The following is a 17,625-nucleotide window of genomic DNA, read 5'->3' as shown; positions in this document are numbered from 1 at the left end:
TTAAGTATTTTTTTAACTTTCATTAAAACATTTTTAGATTCTTTTTTCAAAAGAAAACTCAATAAACATATTTTGCCTATTGCGTTTTATAATTAAATAATCTAAATAATTAATTAAAATAACGATCATCTGGACTAATTGGTCTTCTAAAAGTTTGAGTACCTCCGGAACCTCCACAAGCAGATTCAATCATTCCATCCCAATCTGTACTACCATTTATTCCTGTTAGCCTACCTGTTTGACCGTTACCACATATATAGCCAACTTCCATATCTCCTCCAGCAACATTAATTAATTCTTTTTTTGTTAACTCTTTTCCAAGATTTTTTAATTGATTTAATTTCATAATAATATTTTTAAAATTTACGCTAATATAAAAAAGTCCATTGAACTTTTAAAATCAATGGACTTTTTTATAGTTAAATTTTATAGATTTAACATTTATTTTACAAAAAATGTAAAATCTTATGCTAATACCTTTGCTACCATTTCACCAATTTTAGCCGGAGAGTCAACAACGTGTACTCCATTTTCAGCTAAAATTTTCATTTTTGCTTGAGCTGTATCATCTGCTCCACCAACAATAGCTCCTGCGTGCCCCATTGTTCTACCTGCCGGTGCAGTTTGACCTGCAATAAAACCAATTACCGGTTTACGGTTTCCATCAGCTTTAATCCAACGAGCAGCTTCTGCTTCTAAATTACCTCCGATTTCTCCTATCATTACGATAGCTTCAGTTTCATCATCATTCATTAATAATTCAACAGCCTCTTTAGTTGTGGTTCCAATGATTGGATCTCCACCAATACCAATAGCTGTAGTTATACCGTAACCTTGTTTTACAACCTGGTCAGCAGCTTCGTATGTTAAAGTACCTGATTTAGAAACAATACCTACTTTTCCTTTTTTGAAGATAAATCCTGGCATAATACCTACTTTAGCTTCATCAGCCGTAATAACTCCCGGACAGTTAGGTCCGATTAAAGTACAGTTTTCTTTAGCATCGATATATGCTTTTACTGTTACCATATCAGCTGTAGGAATTCCTTCAGTAATACAAATGATTACTTTAATTCCAGCTTCAGCAGCTTCCATAACAGCATCTGCAGCAAATGCAGGTGGTACGAAAATAATAGAAGTATCTGCTCCTACTTTTTGTACTGCTTCTGCAACCGTATTAAAAACAGGCTTTCCTAAATGCTCTTGTCCTCCTTTACCCGGAGTAACACCTCCCACTACGTTAGTACCGTAGTCAATCATTTGACCTGCATGGAAAGTTCCTTCGCTTCCAGTAAAACCTTGTACTATAATCTTTGAATCTTTATTTACTAAAACACTCATTGGTTTGTTTTTTAATATTTTTTAAAAAGTCAGACAAAAATACTCTTTTAATTGAGTTTTCACAATTAATTTTATGTTACTTTTTATCTTTATTAGTTGCATTTTTTAAATAAATCACTTCTCTAAGCGTTTGTCTGTATTCTCTTTGAGGGGTTCCGTAATAAGTTCCTTTTTTAAGAGATTTAGATACGCCTGTTTGCGCCATAAGCACTGTACCTTTCTCTATTGTTAATCCGCTAATTATACCTACTTGCCCCCAAATAGTTACTTCGTCTTCAATTACAGTACACCCGGCTATTCCTGATTGTGCTGCAATTAAGCATTTTTTTCCTATGACAGTGTCATGACCAACATGTACTTGGTTATCAATTTTTGTACCCTCTCCAATAGTAGTATCACCTGTTACTCCTCTGTCTATTGTACAAGAAGCGCCTAAATGAACATTATTTTCTAAAACAACTCTTCCTCCAGAAATTAATTGATCAAAACCTTCCGGTCTGTTTTTATAGTAAAAAGCATCGCTTCCTAATACTGTATTTGAATGTATGGTTACATTATCCCCTATTATACAGTTATTATTAATTACTACATTGGCATGTATTAGACAGTTTTTTCCTATGTGAACATTCTCTCCTATAAACACATTAGGTTGAATAATTGTGTTTTCTCCTATATGTGCTGTATCAGCAATACTGCTTTTTGAGGCTATAAACGGATTAAAATGTTTTGTTAGTTTATTAAAATCTCTGAATGGATCATCTGAAATTAATAAAGCTTTTCCTTCTGGGCATTCAACCTTTTTATTAATTAATACAGTAGTTGCCTTAGAGGTTAATGCTTTATCATAATATTTAGGATGATCTACAAAAACAATATCACCACTTTCAACTACATGAATTTCATTAATACCTGTTACAGGAAAATTCTCTTCTCCTACAAATTCAACATCTAATAACGATGCTATTTGCTTTAAGGTTTGCGGTTCTTTAAATTTCATAAGAAATTACAACAATTTAAATGAGTTATGTGTAAACTTAAACGTATCAATGTATTTCTTCATTCTATGATCTAATGTCCATGACATGACTAAATACATATTTTTATCTCCTTCGATATACGTAATAATATATTCAATTTTTATTCCGTCTACTTTTCCTTTTATCAAGTATTGTTTTGCTGCTCTGTTATTTATATTTTTCTTTCCTATCAGAATAATTTCTGCTTCATCTATTGATTCTTTAAAGTTGTTTGATTGAATTTCCTCATAATTCTCTAGAGGTGTTTTGGTTTCATCATACATTTCATAACTTAAAAAAGCATCAATAAACTCTTGCTTATCTTCATCAAGAACAATCGTATATGTTTCTTTAAAAATATTGGCATATTTTAATGAAGCCTCATCATGCAACGACTTCATTTCTTTCATATACTTTGGTATTTTTATGGTGTAAAGATCATTAATGTTAATATCATTAAATTCTTCAACTGCTAACTCTTCCTTTTTAGATGTATCATTGTTTGTAATTTTATCACAAGAACTGAATATTACTGTGATAATTAATAAAATAGCTATTTTTTTCATTATTTTTTACTCAGAAGATGAGATTTTTACGCTTTATGCTTTGAATTAGAGAAAAAAAAAGAAGAATTTATGTATTCTCCTCTTTTTTATTATTTGTTAAGTTTATTCTTTAATACGTTCAGAATAAGCTCCTTTTTCTGTGTCTATTTTTATTTTATCTCCTTCATTAATAAATAAAGGCACGTTAATTCTGGCTCCTGTTTCAACTGTTGCCGGTTTTGTAGCATTTGTTGCCGTATTTCCTTTAACACCTGGCTCTGTATGCGTTACTTCTAAAATAACATGAGAAGGCATTTCTACAGATAATGGAACTCCATCTTCAGCATTTATTAAAACGGTTACTACTTCTCCTTCTTTTAATAAATCTGGTGCATCTAATGTATTTTTAGATAAAGTGATTTGATTGTAATCTTCAGTATTCATAAAGTGAAAGTCTTCACCTTCTGCATATAAAAACTGAAATTTATGAGTTTCTACACGTACGTCTTCTATTTTGTGCCCGGCAGAAAAAGTGTTGTCAAGTACTTTACCTGAAGTAACGCTTCTTAATTTGGTTCTAACAAAAGCCGGTCCTTTACCCGGTTTAACATGTAAAAACTCTATGATTTTATAAATATCATGATTAAATTTAATGCACAATCCTTTTTTAATATCTGATGTTGTTGCCATTATTTCTATATATATTTAACTTGCTTTAAAATATCCTTTCATTATACCTCTATGAGAATCTTTTACAAATTGTAATATTTCATCTCTTTCAGGTGTAGCTTCCATTTCGGCTTCTATAATTTCTACAGCTTGTGTATTGTTGTAGTTCCTTTGATATAATATTCTATATATATCTTGAATTTCTCTAATTTTTTCCGAAGTAAACCCGCGTCTTCTTAATCCTACTGAATTAATTCCAACATAAGATAAAGGCTCTCTGGCGGCTTTAACATACGGAGGAACATCTTTACGTACTAAAGAACCTCCGGTTACAAAAGCATGGCTTCCTACAGAGGCAAATTGATGTACGGCTACCATTCCTGCCAGTACAACATTATCACCAATATTTACATGACCTGCTAATGTTGTATTATTGGAAAAAATACAATTATCACCAACAATACAGTCATGCGCTATGTGGCTGTAAGCCATTACTAAACAATTATCACCTATAACTGTTTTCATCCTGTCTGCTGTTCCTCTGTTAATAGTTACGCATTCTCTGATGGTTACATTGTCGCCAATGATAACAGTTGTATCTTCATCATTATACTTCAAATCCTGAGGTATAGCTGAAACTACTGCTCCCGGAAAAATACGACAGTTCTTTCCTATACGTGCTCCTTCCATAATAGTTACATTAGATCCTATCCAAGTACCCGAACCAATTTCTACATTGGCGTGAATAGTTGTAAAAGGTTCTATTACTACATTTCTAGCTATCTTAGCTTGGGGATGAACGTAAGCTAAAGGTTGATTCATATTTATTATTTTACTTTTGATATTTGAGCCATTAACTCTGCTTCACAAACTAATTTTCCGTTTGCATAAGCATAAGCTTGCATATGGGCTATCCCTCTTCTTATAGGAGTTATCAACTCACTTTTAAAAATTAAAGTATCTCCTGGTAATACTTTTTGTTTAAACTTAACATTATCTATTTTCATAAAGTACGTTAAGTAGTTTTCCGGATCCGGCACGGTACTTAGTACTAATATACCACCACATTGAGCCATTGCTTCAACTTGTAACACCCCCGGCATAACAGGTGCTCCAGGGAAATGCCCTACGAAGAAATTTTCATTCATCGTTACATTTTTCATTCCTACAACGTGTCTGTCTGATAGTTCTAAAATTCTATCAACTAATAAGAATGGCGGACGATGTGGAAGAATATTCATAATTTTATGAATATCCATTAACGGTTCTTCATTTAAATCAAAAGAAGGTACATTATTTCTTTTCTCTTGTTTAATGATTTTAGCTAATTTTTTAGCAAATAATGTATTTACAGAGTGCCCAGGCTTATTTGCTATTACCTTACCTTTAATTTTTACACCTACTAAAGCTAAATCTCCTATAACATCTAATAATTTATGACGAGCTGCTTCATTAGCCCAACGTAAAGTCAGGTTATCTAAAATTCCGTTAGGTTTAACTGAAATATTATCTTTTTTGAAAGCTTTTTTAAGCCTTACCATAGTTTCATCTGACAATTCTTTATCAACATATACTATAGCATTGTTTAAATCGCCTCCTTTAATTAGATCATTCTCTAATAACATTTCAATTTCATGCAAAAAGCTAAATGTTCTTGCTGCAGAAATTTCTTCTTTAAAATCTGAAATTGTATTTAAAGTAGCATTTTGAGTTCCTAATATTTTAGTACCAAAATCTACCATAGTGGTTATTTGATACTCATCTGCAGGCATCAAAATAATTTCACTTCCTGTAGCTTCATCTTTGTAAGTAATAACTTCTTTAACTACATACTCTTCTACTTCTGCGTTTAGCTCAACTATTTCAGCTTTTTCTAAAGCTTCTATAAAAAATTTAGAAGAACCATCCATAATCGGAGGTTCAGAAGCATTCATTTCTATAATTAGGTTATCTATACCTAACCCAACCGCTGCTGCTAATACATGTTCAGATGTTTGTATTTGTACTCCGTTCTTTTCTAGGTTTGTACCTCTTTGAGTATTGGTTACATATTCTGCTTTTGCTTCAATTGTAGGTGTTCCTTCCAAATCAATACGTATAAAAGCAAAACCGCTGTTCTCAGGAGCGGGTTTAAAAGTCATTGTAACCTCATTACCTGTATGCAATCCTACACCAGATAATGTTATCTCATTTTTAATTGTTGTTTGTTTTTTACTCATTTTTATTTTTTTGAGTATTCAACTCTTTTTCAATTTTATGAATTGTTGTTGCTATGTTCGGTAAATTTTTAAAGTGCACATATGACTTATTGAAGTCAGAATAACCAAAAGCGGGAGATCCTTGAACTACATCTCCGTCTTTTAAGTTTCGTCCAATACCTGATTGTGCTTGGACTTTTACATTATTTCCTATTGAAATATGACCTACAATTCCTACTTGACCTCCTATCATGCAATGTTCTCCTACTTTGGTAGAGCCTGCAATACCTGTTTGTGAAGCTATTACCGTATGTTTGCCTATTTCAACGTTATGTGCAATTTGAATTTGGTTATCTAATTTAACCCCTCTTCTTATGATAGTTGATCCTAATGTAGCTCTGTCTATGGTACAGTTTGCCCCAATATCAACATTATCTTCAATAATTACATTTCCTGTTTGAGGTATTGCTTTGTACTCACCTTGTTCGTCAGGTACAAAACCAAATCCATCCGACCCTACTATACAGCCCGAATGAATTTTACAATTATTTCCGATTTGTGTTTCTGAATATATTTTTACGCCGGCAAATAAAGTACAATTATCTCCTATAACTACATTATCACCAATGTAGGAATTTGGATAGATTTTTACATTGTTACCTATTTTCACATTTTCTCCAATGTAAGTAAAGGCTCCAATATACTCATTTGCTCCTATGCTAGCCGATGCAGCTATAAAACTAGGGTTTTCTCTACCTGTTTTATTATTTTTTACTTCATTATAAAACTCTAATAATTTAGAAAACGCTTTATAGGCATCTTCTACTTTTATTAATGTTGTTTCAACCTGTTTTTCTAAGGTAAAACCTTTATTTACTATTGTTACACTTGCTTTTGTAGTGTATAAATAGTGGTTATATTTAGGGTTTGATAAAAAAGTTAAAGCGCCTGCTTCTCCTTCCTCTATCTTAGATAATTTTGATACTTCAGCCTCTGGATTTCCTACAATCTCTCCTTCTAATATTTCGGCTATTTGTTTTGCTGTAAATTTCATTAGTGGCAAAAGTAATTAATTTTGTTCAATTACCCTTTCAAATAGGAAAAGTTCGTTTACTTTTAAGCAAATATTTTAGGATAGCACAAGTAATATTTCACCACAGGTTTGGTTAAAACTTGAACATTTAATTGGTCTGAAGCCTTAGCAATATCTTTTAATTTACCTTTTTTAGTATAAATTACAATTGGTTTATCTGTATTATACGCTTGGTTTTTAATGGTGTTAGAAAAAACAAAATATTCTAGCTCTTCTTCTTTAAGAGACCATTCTTTTTGCACTTTCTTTTTAATCTTTTCCTGATACTTTTCAGAAAAAGGAACATCCTGCAATTCAATCTTTAACAAATCTCTATTAATAATCATAGTTGCTAAGTTTGACAAAATAGGATCTTCGTGATTTGTCCATTCTTTTATGGCAGACAATACATCATAATCATCTAATTTAGAAAATGTTTCTAAGGTGTCTTCTGTGAAATTTTCTTTAGAAATCGTATTGTATAAGAAATATTTTAGTGCTCTGCTAGCAAAAAGCTCTACCCCTTTTGACGCTAATTCTTTGGCTCTCTTTAATACATTAACCAATATACTTTCTGCAACTAAACCTGTTTTATGTAAATATACCTGCCAGTACATTAGCCTTCTTGCTATGATAAATTTTTCAACAGAATAAATTCCTTTCTGTTCAATTACTAATTCATCATTTGCTACATTCATCATAGTTATTAAGCGATCAGACGAGATATTTCCTTCAGCTACCCCCGTATAAAAACTATCTCTTTTTAAATAATCTAATCGGTCAATATCTAGCTGACTTGATATAAGCTGACATAGGAATTTTCTATGATATTTACCTTCGAAAATTTGAATGGCTAAACTTAATTTTCCTTCAAATTCTTTATTTAAGGCTTGCATGAACTTTAATGAAATTTCTTCATGTGCTATGCCATTTACAATACTATGTTCTAACGCATGAGAAAAAGCACCATGACCAATATCATGTAACAAAATGGCTACACAAGCTGCTGTTGTTTCTTCTTCAGAAACTTGTACATTTTTTGATTGTAGCACTTGAATAGCTTTTTGCATTAAGTGCATACAGCCTATTGCATGATGAAAACGTGTATGATTTGCTCCGGGATAGACTAAATTAGACAATCCCATTTGAGTAACTCTTCGCAACCTTTGAAAATAAGGATGCTCTATGATATCAAAAATTAAGGTATTGGGAATTGATATTAATCCATAAATAGGATCATTCAATATTTTTAGTTTGTTGGTTTGTATCTTATTCAAAATAGATTAAAGACTTCAATTTTAAGCAAAAGAATTATAATTTATCTACAAAAACAAATAACAACTGTATTTATTAACGTATTTTTAGCTTTATTTAATACAACAAAACTATTTTTAAACGTTTATTTAAGCAAATATTAGAAAAACTATATGCGAAAAATTGATATACTTTGGGTTGATGACGAAATAGATTTATTAAAACCACATATTTTATTTTTAGAACAAAAAAATTATAATGTTACTTCATGTACCAATGGGGCTGATGCCATTGATTTAGTCAATGAGCAAAACTTTGATATTGTTTTTTTAGATGAAAATATGCCCGGAATAACTGGTTTAGAAACCTTATCTTCTATTAAACAAATCAATGCTAATCTTCCTGTTGTTATGATCACTAAAAGTGAAGAAGAGTATATCATGGAAGAAGCTATCGGCTCTAAAATTGCCGATTATTTAATTAAGCCGGTAAATCCGAATCAGATACTATTAAGTTTAAAGAAAAACTTAGATAATTCAAGATTAGTTTCTGAAAAAACAACATCTAACTATCAACAGGAATTTAGAAAAATTGCTATGGACTTAGCCATGGTAAATTCGTATGCTGACTGGGTTGATATGTATAAAAAATTAGTTCATTGGGAATTAGAGCTTGAAAATATTAACGATACCGGAATGTTAGAGATTTTAGAATCTCAAAAAACAGAGGCGAATACTCAATTCTTTAAGTTTATTAAGAAGAACTATCAACATTGGTTAACCAGTGATGATAAACCTACTTTTTCTCATACGCTATTTAGAGATTATGTAATTCCAAATCTTAGTAAAGATCAGGGAGTTTTATGGGTCGTTATTGATAATCTACGCTACGATCAGTATCGAGTTTTAGAACCTTTTATAAATAACTACTATAAAAAAGAAGAAGAACATTCTTATTATAGTATTTTACCTACAGCAACACAATATGCTCGTAATGCAATATTTTCTGGATTGATGCCTTCTGAAATGGAAAAAATGTATCCTGAATATTGGAAGAATGATACCGATGAAGGGGGAAAAAACTTATTTGAAGCAGAGTTTTTAAGTTCTCATATAAAACGTTTGGGATTAAACTTACAACACGAATTTCATAAAATAATTTCGCTAAAAAACGGTAAAGATTTAGCTGAGAATTACAATGCAACAAAACAAAACGATTTAACTGTAGTAGTCTATAATTTTGTAGATATGATATCGCATGCTAAAACAGAAATGGAGGTTATTAAAGAACTAGCAGGAGACGATAAGGCCTACAGGTCATTAACTGTAAGTTGGTTTAAAAACTCTCCGCTGTATGATATAATTCAAAAAGCACAAAAACTAGGTCAAAAGTTAATTATTACCACAGATCATGGTACTATTAACTGTAAAACTCCAACAAAGGTTATTGGTGATAAAAATATTAGTTCTAACCTGCGTTATAAAACAGGAAGAAGTTTAACGTATGAAGATAAGGATGTGTATGCTGTTAAAAATCCTAAAGACATCTTTTTACCTTCAGTAACAATTAATAGTCCTTTTATTTTTACCAAAGAAGATTTATTTTTTGCGTACCCTAACAACTACAATCATTTTGTAAAATACTATAGAAACACCTATCAGCACGGAGGAATTTCTTTGGAAGAAATGATTATTCCTTGTGCCGTTTATTCGCCTAAATAATTAAATTTTAATACCTGTATAAAGTTGGTTATTTTTGCCGCCTATGAATGAAAATTATTCTTTAAACGAATTACCTTTAATAGCTAAAAAGGTAATTGACAATGCCAGTAGTAAAGTTTTGCTTTTTCATGGAGAAATGGGAGTAGGTAAAACTACTCTTATAAAAGAAATATGTAAAACTTTAGGAGTTGAAGATGTTGCCAGCTCTCCTACTTTTTCGTTAGTAAATGAATATAAAACTTCTGATAATGAAACGGTTTACCATTTTGATTTTTATAGAATAAAAGATGAAAATGAAGCTTATGACATGGGTGTGGAAGACTATCTATACAGTAACAATTGGTGTTTGATTGAATGGCCTGAAAATGTAAAAAATTTATTACCTTTAGAAGCTATTTCCATTGAAATTTTATTATTAAATAACGGACAACGTAATATTCAATTAAAAACTAACTAATGAGCGCTATATCTTCTCCTTTTACTAAAGAACAATTAATCCCACAACCGGAAATGCTTGAAGTAAGAAAGCAAAAAGGAGAATTGTTTATCGGACTTCCCAAAGAAACACACTTTGAAGAAAAACGAATTAGTTTAACTCCGGATGCTGTTTCAGCATTAGTAGCTCATGGTCATAGAATTGTTATTGAAAATGGTGCTGGCGAAGGTGCTAATTACAGTGATAAAGAATACTCTGATGCCGGAGCTAAAATTTCATACGATACTAAAGAAGTTTTTGGTTGTAATATTGTTTTAAAGGTTGAACCGCCTTCTTTAAGTGAAATTAAGCTATTAAATCCGCAAGCAGTTTTAATCTCTGCGTTACAGCTTAAAACCCAAGAGAAAAAGTATTTTGAAGCTTTAGCTAAAAAGAGAATTACGGCTATTGCTTTTGATTATATTAAGGATGAACTGGGCATGTATCCTATTGTAAAATCCTTAAGTGAAATTGCAGGGATTGCTTCTATGCATATTGCTGCTGAACTTATGACCAATGCTAATGGAGGAAATGGTTTATTATTAGGAAATATAGGTGGTGTACCGCCTAGTGATATTGTAATTATCGGAGCAGGTACTGTAGGGGAATTTGCAACAAAATCTGCTGTAGGACTTGGTGCCAGAGTTAAAGTTTTTGACAATTCTATCACTCGTTTACGAAAATTACAAAACTGTGTTCACGCTCCTATTTATACGTCTACTATTCAGCCTAAAACATTGGCTAAAGCACTTATGCGATGTGATATTGCTATTGGAGCTTTACGAGGAGAAGACCGATCTCCTGTAGTTGTTACCCAAAGAATGATTGAGCAAATGAAAGACGGTGCTGTTATTGTTGATGTTAGTATTGATAGAGGTGGTTGTTTTGAAACCTCTAAAGTTACTACACACAGTAATCCTACTTTTATTGAAAATGGTGTTATTCATTACTGTGTTCCAAATATTCCATCAAGATATGCCAGAACGGCTTCTGTATCTATCAGTAATATTTTTACACCTTATTTACTTGATATTGCTGAAGAAGGTGGTTTTGAAAACGCTGCCCGATTTAATAAAAGCTTGAGAAACGGAATGTACTTTTACCATGGAATTTTAACGAACAGAACCGTTGCTGAATGGTTTGATTTACCATATAGAGATATTAATCTGCTGTTTTTATAAACAGCAGATTAATTACTGATATGGTAACAGGGTAGATCAAATTCAAAAACACTTCCCCTGTTCATAAAGCTCTTTACTTTTATATTTGTTTTATGAAGTTCCATTATTTTCTTAACAATTGCTAATCCCAATCCAATACCTTCTTCTTTATAAGTTATTGTTCTTTGTACGTGTCTGTTAAAAATCAATTCCTGATTTTGTTTTTGAATTCCAGGACCGTTATCTTTTATTTTTATAGATACTTTTTCAAATTTACTAGACACATAAATCACTATTTTTCCTCCTACCGGAGTAAACTTAATAGCATTGTCTAAAATATTCTGAATAGCACGTTCAATCAATCCAACATCAGCCATAACCGGAGGTATGGGACTTTTAACGGTTACTAAAAGTTGTATGTTTTTTTCTTCTGCTAATATTTTATACCGAGCTCTTAAATCAAAAATTAAATCTGAAATATAAAAAGGCTCTTCATTAAGCTCTATGTCTTTGGTTTCTAACTTTGAATATTCAAAAAGATGGTTTACAAGATTAGATAAATAACAGGCACTTTTTTCAATAATTGTCATAAACTCATTTCTATCATCAACTTTTATACTTTCATCTTTCATTTTCAATGTTTCAATGTAGCCTCTTATAGCTGTTAGCGGAGTTCTTAAATCATGAGATACATTGGCTATTAATTCTTTTCTGAATTTATTAATAGATTCTATTTCTTTAATATTTTCAGCAATCGTTTGAGCCATATTATTATATGTAACGGCTAAAACCGACAAATCCGATTGCTGAGCATTAGGAATTCTACTACATAAATCTCCTTCTTTAAACTTATTTACATAATGTATAATTATTCGTAAACTTTTAGTTAAAAACCAAATACTTGCTCCGCCAACTAATAAGGCGAAAAACATGGTTAAAAGGGTTGACTGTATACTTAATTTAGTAAAATACTCTTCAAATAAAGAGTCACATATTTGCTGATAACTTTGGCTGGAAAGTATAATATAGATATAACCTTTGTGGTTGTCTTTTTCAAAATATCCGGCAGAAAATATGTTTTTTTTCCCCGCTTCTCTTGGGTCATCTCCTAAAATATATTCTTGATTATTATGTATAAATTGCTGTATCGGTTGTAATCGTACCTTTTTTAATGGTTTATTAGGATTAGAATGATCAAGTACAACTGAATATAATATTTCTCCGGATTCATTTAACAAATACACTTCTATGGCTCTGTTAACAGCCATCATATCATGCATTATATCATCAAACAAACTTTTATTTACCGAACCATCTTGTAAAAACGGAGAGGTATTTTTAAATTTTTCTTCTATTAAATGATTCGCCACATTCACATTTAATCTTTGTGTAGTTTGACTATAAAACTTTTTAACAAAGAAAAATGTAAGTAAAATATAGACGGTTCCTATTATTAAAATGGTTACTAAAAAAGAAATTCCAAGTTTTGCTATTAATTTACTTGATACCGTTTTGCATTTCATCATGGGAGGGAATTTTTAGTTCTTCATTAAACTTATACCCTACCCCCCATGCAGTTAATATAAATTTTGGTTTTATCATGTTTTCTTCCAACTTTCCTCTCAATCTATTTATATGTGAATTTACGGTATGTCTATACCCGTCAAAATCGTACCCCCATACTAATTCCAGTAATTTCTCTCTACTGTAAACTTTTCCCGGATTTGATGCCATTAAAACAAGTAAATCAAATTCTTTAGGAGATAAGTTTATTTCTTCATTTCTTAAAACTACTTTTCTCTTATCAATGTCAATAAATAACTCTTGAAATTCTAATTCATTGTTAGCTATCAGAATTTTTTTAGCGTCAAAGGTTGAATCAAACCTTCTTGTAACAGCTTTTACCCTTGCAATAAACTCTCTAACACTAAATGGTTTTGTAATATAATCATCTGCCCCTAACTCTAAACTAAGAATTTTATCCAGTTCTTCCGTTTTAGCCGTCAGCATAATTATAGGTGTTTGCTTAGCTAAGCGAATTTGTTTACACACCTCTATTCCATCAATTTTAGGTAGTGTAATATCCAAAATTATCAGAGAAAAATTTTCTTTTAATGCTAGGTCAAGCCCTTTATCACCTTGATGAGCTTTAACAATTACATAGTTTAAATCTTTTAAATGAATTTCTAACAAACCGGCTATTGAAATATCATCTTCTATTATAAGTACTTTCTTCATTGTTTACTCTAGCAAGGGTTTTAGGAGAATTGGGCTAACTTAAAAAAATTACATGTGATATAAAAATGATTTTTTTGTGATATTTCTGTGATACATATCAAAGTTCTTTACTTCATTAAAAAATAGCTGCAGCTTTTTTAATACATCACGAGTATTAACTAAACAATTTACTTTTATGAAAAAATCAGCTTTAACTAGCAATTCCATTCCTTTGGAATTCTATGCAAAAAGTGAGGAAGAGTTTTTAAAAAAAGCCATTAATTTAGAAGCTATTAAAAGTCTACCTCCAAGAGATCAAGATCTTTTTATTAAATACGGCTTTGCAAGCCAAACAACTCCTTTATTTAGTAATGTTTTAAGTGCTTTTGAGTATTGGGTATCTAAAACCCCAAATAACATCGCTGCGAGTTTCAACGGACAGGAAATTACCTATAAAGAGCTCGATAACGAAGCAACCATCTTAGCCCTTATTTTAAAACAGAAAGGAATTAAATCCGGTGATACTATCGGATTGTATACTCATCGATCTATTTATTTATTAACCGGAATAATAGCGACTCTTAAGCTAGGAGCATCTTATGTACCACAAGACCCTAGAATTGTTCCTGAAAACATGTTAAATCATATAAGTGAGTTAAGCAATCAAGCCCTTATTTTATCATTATCAGATTATAAGGATAATTTATCTTTTGCTTCATCTAAAAAAACTGTTTTTATAGATAAAGAGCTCCATAAAAAAATATACAGAAATCTTTATGGCAATATAAAACTCATTAATTATAAAAACAGTAATCCGGATAAAACATGTTTTATCTTATTTACATCCGGTACTACAGGAATACCTAACGGAGTACAAGTAACTCATAAAAACTTATGTAATATTTTATACAACGCTCCCGGTAATCTTGATATTAAACCCGGTACCAAAGTAGCTCAAATCTTAAATATTTCTTTTGATATGGCTGCTTGGGAAATACTGGGGTGCTTAGGTAACGGAGGCACCTTATTAATACGAGGAAAAGACATTAATGAAACAGCTCAAAAAGCTCATGTAATTATTGCTACCCCTACAATTTTAACAACCATTAATGCTGAGAATTGTAAACAAATTAAAACCGTAACTGTTGCCGGTGAGCCTTGCCCTGTTATTCTTGCTGACACTTGGTCTAGAATAGCTACTTTTTATAATTCATGCGGACCTACCGAAACTACGATAGTAAATACGATGAAAAAATGTATACCAGGTGCCAGTGAACTCTCTATAGGTAAGCCAACTCCTAACAATACTGTTTATGTTTTAAATGAAGACCTTTCTCCCACTCCTATTGGTGAAATCGGTATTATGTGGGCCGGCGGAGATTGTGTTACCAAAGGATATGTAAATAATGAAGAATTAAACGCTAAAAAATATGTTGATGATCCTTTTTTAAACAATGGCAATAAAATGTTTAATACAGGGGATTTGGGACGTTGGAATGAATTTGGTGAATTAATTCATTATGGTAGAGTTGATGATCAGGTAAAAATTAAAGGCTTTAGAGTAGAGCTTGATTCTATTTCAAAAATTATTGAAGGTTTTAGCAATGTTAAAAGAGCTGTTACACTCAAACACCAAACATATTTAGTTGCTTTTGTAAGCTTACATTCTAGTAATGATAAAGAAACCTTACTTCAAAGCATACAAGAAGCCATACAAGAAAATCTTCCGTATTACTATTTGCCTGATGAATTTGTTTTTTTAGAAGAATTACCAAAAACATCAAGAGGTAAAATTGATAAAAGAAAATTGAAAGAATCCTTAATCAAATAATATCATGGAAAATATAGTTTTACCGCCAAAAAAAAGTTTTTTATACAGATTAGGTAAAAGCCCTTTATTCATACCTTATCACAGATTATTTATTTTAGTTTCTGTAGTAAATATTATAATCTTTATAAAAGCAACAACAACTTGGAATTGGTTTCATAAAAACGGTATTGCCATTGATAATATAGCTCTAGTTGTTTTAATCAATTTTGCAATAGGTATTTTAATCAGACAACAATACATTATTAACCTATTGTTTACAATAGCTACCAGCGTACCTAAAAATTGGCCTTTGTTTATTAGAAGAATTGCCGCTAAAGTGTATCATTTTGGAGGAATTCACAGTGCCAGTACCACAATGGGGACTTTATGGTATTTAGTTTTTGTGGCTTCATTATATTATCATTATACCAATTCATTACCTGGTGTGAGTACTGAAATAATGGTTATACCCGTATTTATATTGGCACTACTTTTCATAATCGTTCTAATGGCTTTGCCTAAAATGAGAGCAAAGTACCATAATCAATTTGAGCTGACTCATCGATTAGGTGGTTGGACGGTTTTACTGCTCTTTTGGGTGCAAATGTTCTTATTTATCGGTCTTAAAAATGAACAAGTGTCTATTGTGTATAGTGTTGACTTTTGGATATTGATGACCATAACAATTAGTGTTGTTTTACCTTGGTTACGATTAAAAAAAGTAGCTATTGATATTGTTAAACCTTCAAATCATGTTGCCTTAACTTCTTTTAACTATGGGGTAACGCCTTTTGCTGGTTCTTCAACCGCATTGAGCACTCGTCCCTTATTAGAATGGCACTCATTTGCTAATGTTCCGAGTCCGAAAAAAGATGGATTCCGATTAACAATTTCTCGTGCGGGAGATTGGACCGGAAAATTTATTTCTGAAAAGCCTGAAAAAATATGGGTTAAAGGAATTCCTACCGCAGGTGTTGGTAATGTTGACAAGTTATTCAATAAAGTAATATGGGTTGCTACCGGTAGTGGCATTGGCCCTTGTTTACCTCACCTATTACTCAATGAAACTCCTTCAGTTTTAGTATGGGCAACAAGAAACCCGGAAAAAACCTACGGAACCAATTTAGTTAATGAGATAAAAAAAGTACAGCCAAATGCTATTATTTGGGATACGGATGCTGATGGTAAGCCCGATTTAGTCAAACTTGCTTACCAAGCTTATTCCGATTTTAATGCTGAGGCTGTGATTTGTATTTCTAACCAAAGTCTTACTAAGAAAGTTGTTCATAATATGGAGTATAGAGGAATTCCTGCTTATGGAGCTATCTGGGATTCATAATAATCAATTAAACATAATAAATAATGAATGTACTATTTGAACAAATAGACAGGGTTGTCATTGCCAAATTAAACCGCCCTAGTGCTCTGAATGCACTCAATTCTGAAACCATGTATGAGCTGATTTCTAAATTAAAAAAATATGATCAATCACCAAGTGTAGGTTGCATTGTCATTACAGGAAGTGAAAATGTTTTTTGCGCCGGAGCTGATATTAAAGAAATGGCGAGTAAAAATTTTTCTCAAATGTTTGAAGAAGATTACTTTGGGTATTGGGAAGTTTTTTCAAAAATAAAAACACCTGTTATTGCCGCCGTTTCAGGATACGCTTTGGGTGGAGGTTGTGAATTAGCTATGATGTGTGACATTATTTTAGCTTCAGAAACCGCTGTTTTTGGGCAACCTGAAATTAAATTAGGAGTTATCCCCGGAATTGGCGGTACCCAGCGACTTACCTCCTTAGTTGGAAAATCAAAAGCGATGGAACTAATTCTTTCCGGCAGAAATATAGAGGTTGAAGAAGCAGAAAAAATAGGATTGGTTTCTAAAATATTTCCACAAACAAATTTTTTAACCAATGTTATCAAATATGCTAAAGATTTAGCTAACTACTCCAAGACAGCCTTAATAGCTTCAAAAGAATCCATCAACCAATCTTTAGAATGTAGCCTGAAAGATGGGATTGTTTTTGAACGAAGGATTTTTCATTCTCTTTTCAATACCAAAGATCAAAAAGAAGGCATGAACGCTTTCCTTGAAAAACGATCTGCAAACTTTAACTCAATGTACCAATTAAAAAACTAAACCTA

The 17,625-nt window shown here is 31.6% G+C and carries 17 protein-coding genes; 6 read left to right on the top strand and 11 right to left on the bottom strand.

All coding sequences use genetic code 11. The features are described 5' to 3' along the window. Positions 1-109: 109 nt before the first annotated feature. From ACQY1Q_RS00595 to ACQY1Q_RS00555, 9 genes are all read right to left on the bottom strand, one after another. A complete protein-coding gene (locus ACQY1Q_RS00595; protein WP_431003334.1) occupies positions 110-346 on the bottom strand; it encodes a hypothetical protein in 237 nt (78 codons plus the stop codon). 119 nt (positions 347-465) lie between these two features. Beyond that, positions 466-1,341 carry a succinate--CoA ligase subunit alpha gene (sucD, locus tag ACQY1Q_RS00590; RefSeq protein WP_431003333.1) on the bottom strand — a complete coding sequence of 292 codons (876 nt, stop codon included), beginning with the start codon at positions 1,339-1,341 and terminating at the stop codon, positions 466-468. A 76-nt stretch (positions 1,342-1,417) separates the two neighbouring features. Next, positions 1,418-2,338: a UDP-3-O-(3-hydroxymyristoyl)glucosamine N-acyltransferase gene (locus tag ACQY1Q_RS00585; protein ID WP_431003332.1), complete on the bottom strand. Its 921-nt coding sequence runs from the start codon at positions 2,336-2,338 to the stop codon at positions 1,418-1,420. A gap of 6 nt (positions 2,339-2,344) precedes the next feature. Next, positions 2,345-2,923 carry a hypothetical protein gene (locus ACQY1Q_RS00580; protein ID WP_431003331.1) on the bottom strand — a complete coding sequence of 193 codons (579 nt, stop codon included), beginning with the start codon at positions 2,921-2,923 and terminating at the stop codon, positions 2,345-2,347. Positions 2,924-3,025: 102 nt separating this feature from the next. Next, entirely contained in the window at positions 3,026-3,592 is a 567-nt protein-coding gene (efp, locus tag ACQY1Q_RS00575) for an elongation factor P (RefSeq protein WP_431003330.1), read from the bottom strand. A gap of 15 nt (positions 3,593-3,607) precedes the next feature. Continuing rightward, positions 3,608-4,393: an acyl-ACP--UDP-N-acetylglucosamine O-acyltransferase gene (gene lpxA / locus ACQY1Q_RS00570; RefSeq protein ID WP_431003329.1), complete on the bottom strand. Its 786-nt coding sequence runs from the start codon at positions 4,391-4,393 to the stop codon at positions 3,608-3,610. Positions 4,394-4,398: 5 nt separating this feature from the next. After that, entirely contained in the window at positions 4,399-5,790 is a 1,392-nt protein-coding gene (locus ACQY1Q_RS00565; RefSeq protein ID WP_431003328.1) for a bifunctional UDP-3-O-[3-hydroxymyristoyl] N-acetylglucosamine deacetylase/3-hydroxyacyl-ACP dehydratase, read from the bottom strand. After that, positions 5,783-6,823: a UDP-3-O-(3-hydroxymyristoyl)glucosamine N-acyltransferase gene (gene lpxD / locus ACQY1Q_RS00560; protein ID WP_431003327.1), complete on the bottom strand. Its 1,041-nt coding sequence runs from the start codon at positions 6,821-6,823 to the stop codon at positions 5,783-5,785. Before lpxD ends, ACQY1Q_RS00565 begins: the two co-directional genes overlap by 8 nt. Positions 6,824-6,885: 62 nt before the next feature. Further along, a complete protein-coding gene (locus tag ACQY1Q_RS00555) occupies positions 6,886-8,109 on the bottom strand; it encodes an HD domain-containing protein (protein ID WP_431003511.1) in 1,224 nt (407 codons plus the stop codon). Between the two features lie 159 nt (positions 8,110-8,268). Between ACQY1Q_RS00555 and ACQY1Q_RS00550 the strand changes: the two genes are divergently transcribed. From ACQY1Q_RS00550 to ACQY1Q_RS00540, 3 genes are read left to right on the top strand one after another with little or no spacing between them, the layout of a single operon-like run. Further along, positions 8,269-9,816, top strand: a complete 1,548-nt coding sequence (locus ACQY1Q_RS00550; RefSeq protein ID WP_431003326.1) for a response regulator — start codon at positions 8,269-8,271, stop codon at positions 9,814-9,816. 43 nt (positions 9,817-9,859) lie between these two features. Continuing rightward, positions 9,860-10,273, top strand: coding sequence for a tRNA (adenosine(37)-N6)-threonylcarbamoyltransferase complex ATPase subunit type 1 TsaE (gene tsaE / locus ACQY1Q_RS00545; protein WP_431003325.1), 414 nt, complete (start codon positions 9,860-9,862; stop codon positions 10,271-10,273). Next, positions 10,273-11,472: an alanine dehydrogenase gene (locus tag ACQY1Q_RS00540; protein WP_431003324.1), complete on the top strand. Its 1,200-nt coding sequence runs from the start codon at positions 10,273-10,275 to the stop codon at positions 11,470-11,472. The genes tsaE and ACQY1Q_RS00540 overlap by 1 nt, the downstream gene beginning before the upstream one ends. 8 nt (positions 11,473-11,480) lie before the next feature. Here ACQY1Q_RS00540 and ACQY1Q_RS00535 read toward each other — a convergent pair whose 3' ends face one another. Then, entirely contained in the window at positions 11,481-12,977 is a 1,497-nt protein-coding gene (locus ACQY1Q_RS00535) for an ATP-binding protein (RefSeq protein WP_431003323.1), read from the bottom strand. Beyond that, complete coding sequence (locus ACQY1Q_RS00530; protein WP_431003322.1) at positions 12,949-13,689, bottom strand: response regulator transcription factor; 741 nt, start codon at positions 13,687-13,689, stop codon at positions 12,949-12,951. The genes ACQY1Q_RS00535 and ACQY1Q_RS00530 overlap by 29 nt, the downstream gene beginning before the upstream one ends. A gap of 175 nt (positions 13,690-13,864) precedes the next feature. On the opposite strand from ACQY1Q_RS00530, the gene ACQY1Q_RS00525 reads away from it, so the two are divergent. From ACQY1Q_RS00525 to ACQY1Q_RS00515, 3 genes are read left to right on the top strand one after another with little or no spacing between them, the layout of a single operon-like run. Then, positions 13,865-15,499 carry an AMP-binding protein gene (locus ACQY1Q_RS00525; protein WP_431003321.1) on the top strand — a complete coding sequence of 545 codons (1,635 nt, stop codon included), beginning with the start codon at positions 13,865-13,867 and terminating at the stop codon, positions 15,497-15,499. Positions 15,500-15,503: 4 nt separating this feature from the next. Then, the gene (locus tag ACQY1Q_RS00520; protein ID WP_431003320.1) at positions 15,504-16,817 is read left to right on the top strand and encodes a hypothetical protein; all 1,314 of its coding nucleotides are present in this window, start codon (positions 15,504-15,506) and stop codon (positions 16,815-16,817) included. A 23-nt stretch (positions 16,818-16,840) separates the two neighbouring features. Then, positions 16,841-17,620 carry an enoyl-CoA hydratase-related protein gene (locus ACQY1Q_RS00515; RefSeq protein WP_431003319.1) on the top strand — a complete coding sequence of 260 codons (780 nt, stop codon included), beginning with the start codon at positions 16,841-16,843 and terminating at the stop codon, positions 17,618-17,620. The last annotated feature ends 5 nt before the right edge of the window (positions 17,621-17,625 follow it).

Source organism: Tenacibaculum sp. TC6, from assembly GCF_050606265.1.
Taxonomy (GTDB): domain Bacteria; phylum Bacteroidota; class Bacteroidia; order Flavobacteriales; family Flavobacteriaceae; genus Polaribacter.
Note: the sequence above shows the minus strand (reverse complement) of the source record. Positions and strands in the feature narration are given on the sequence as shown.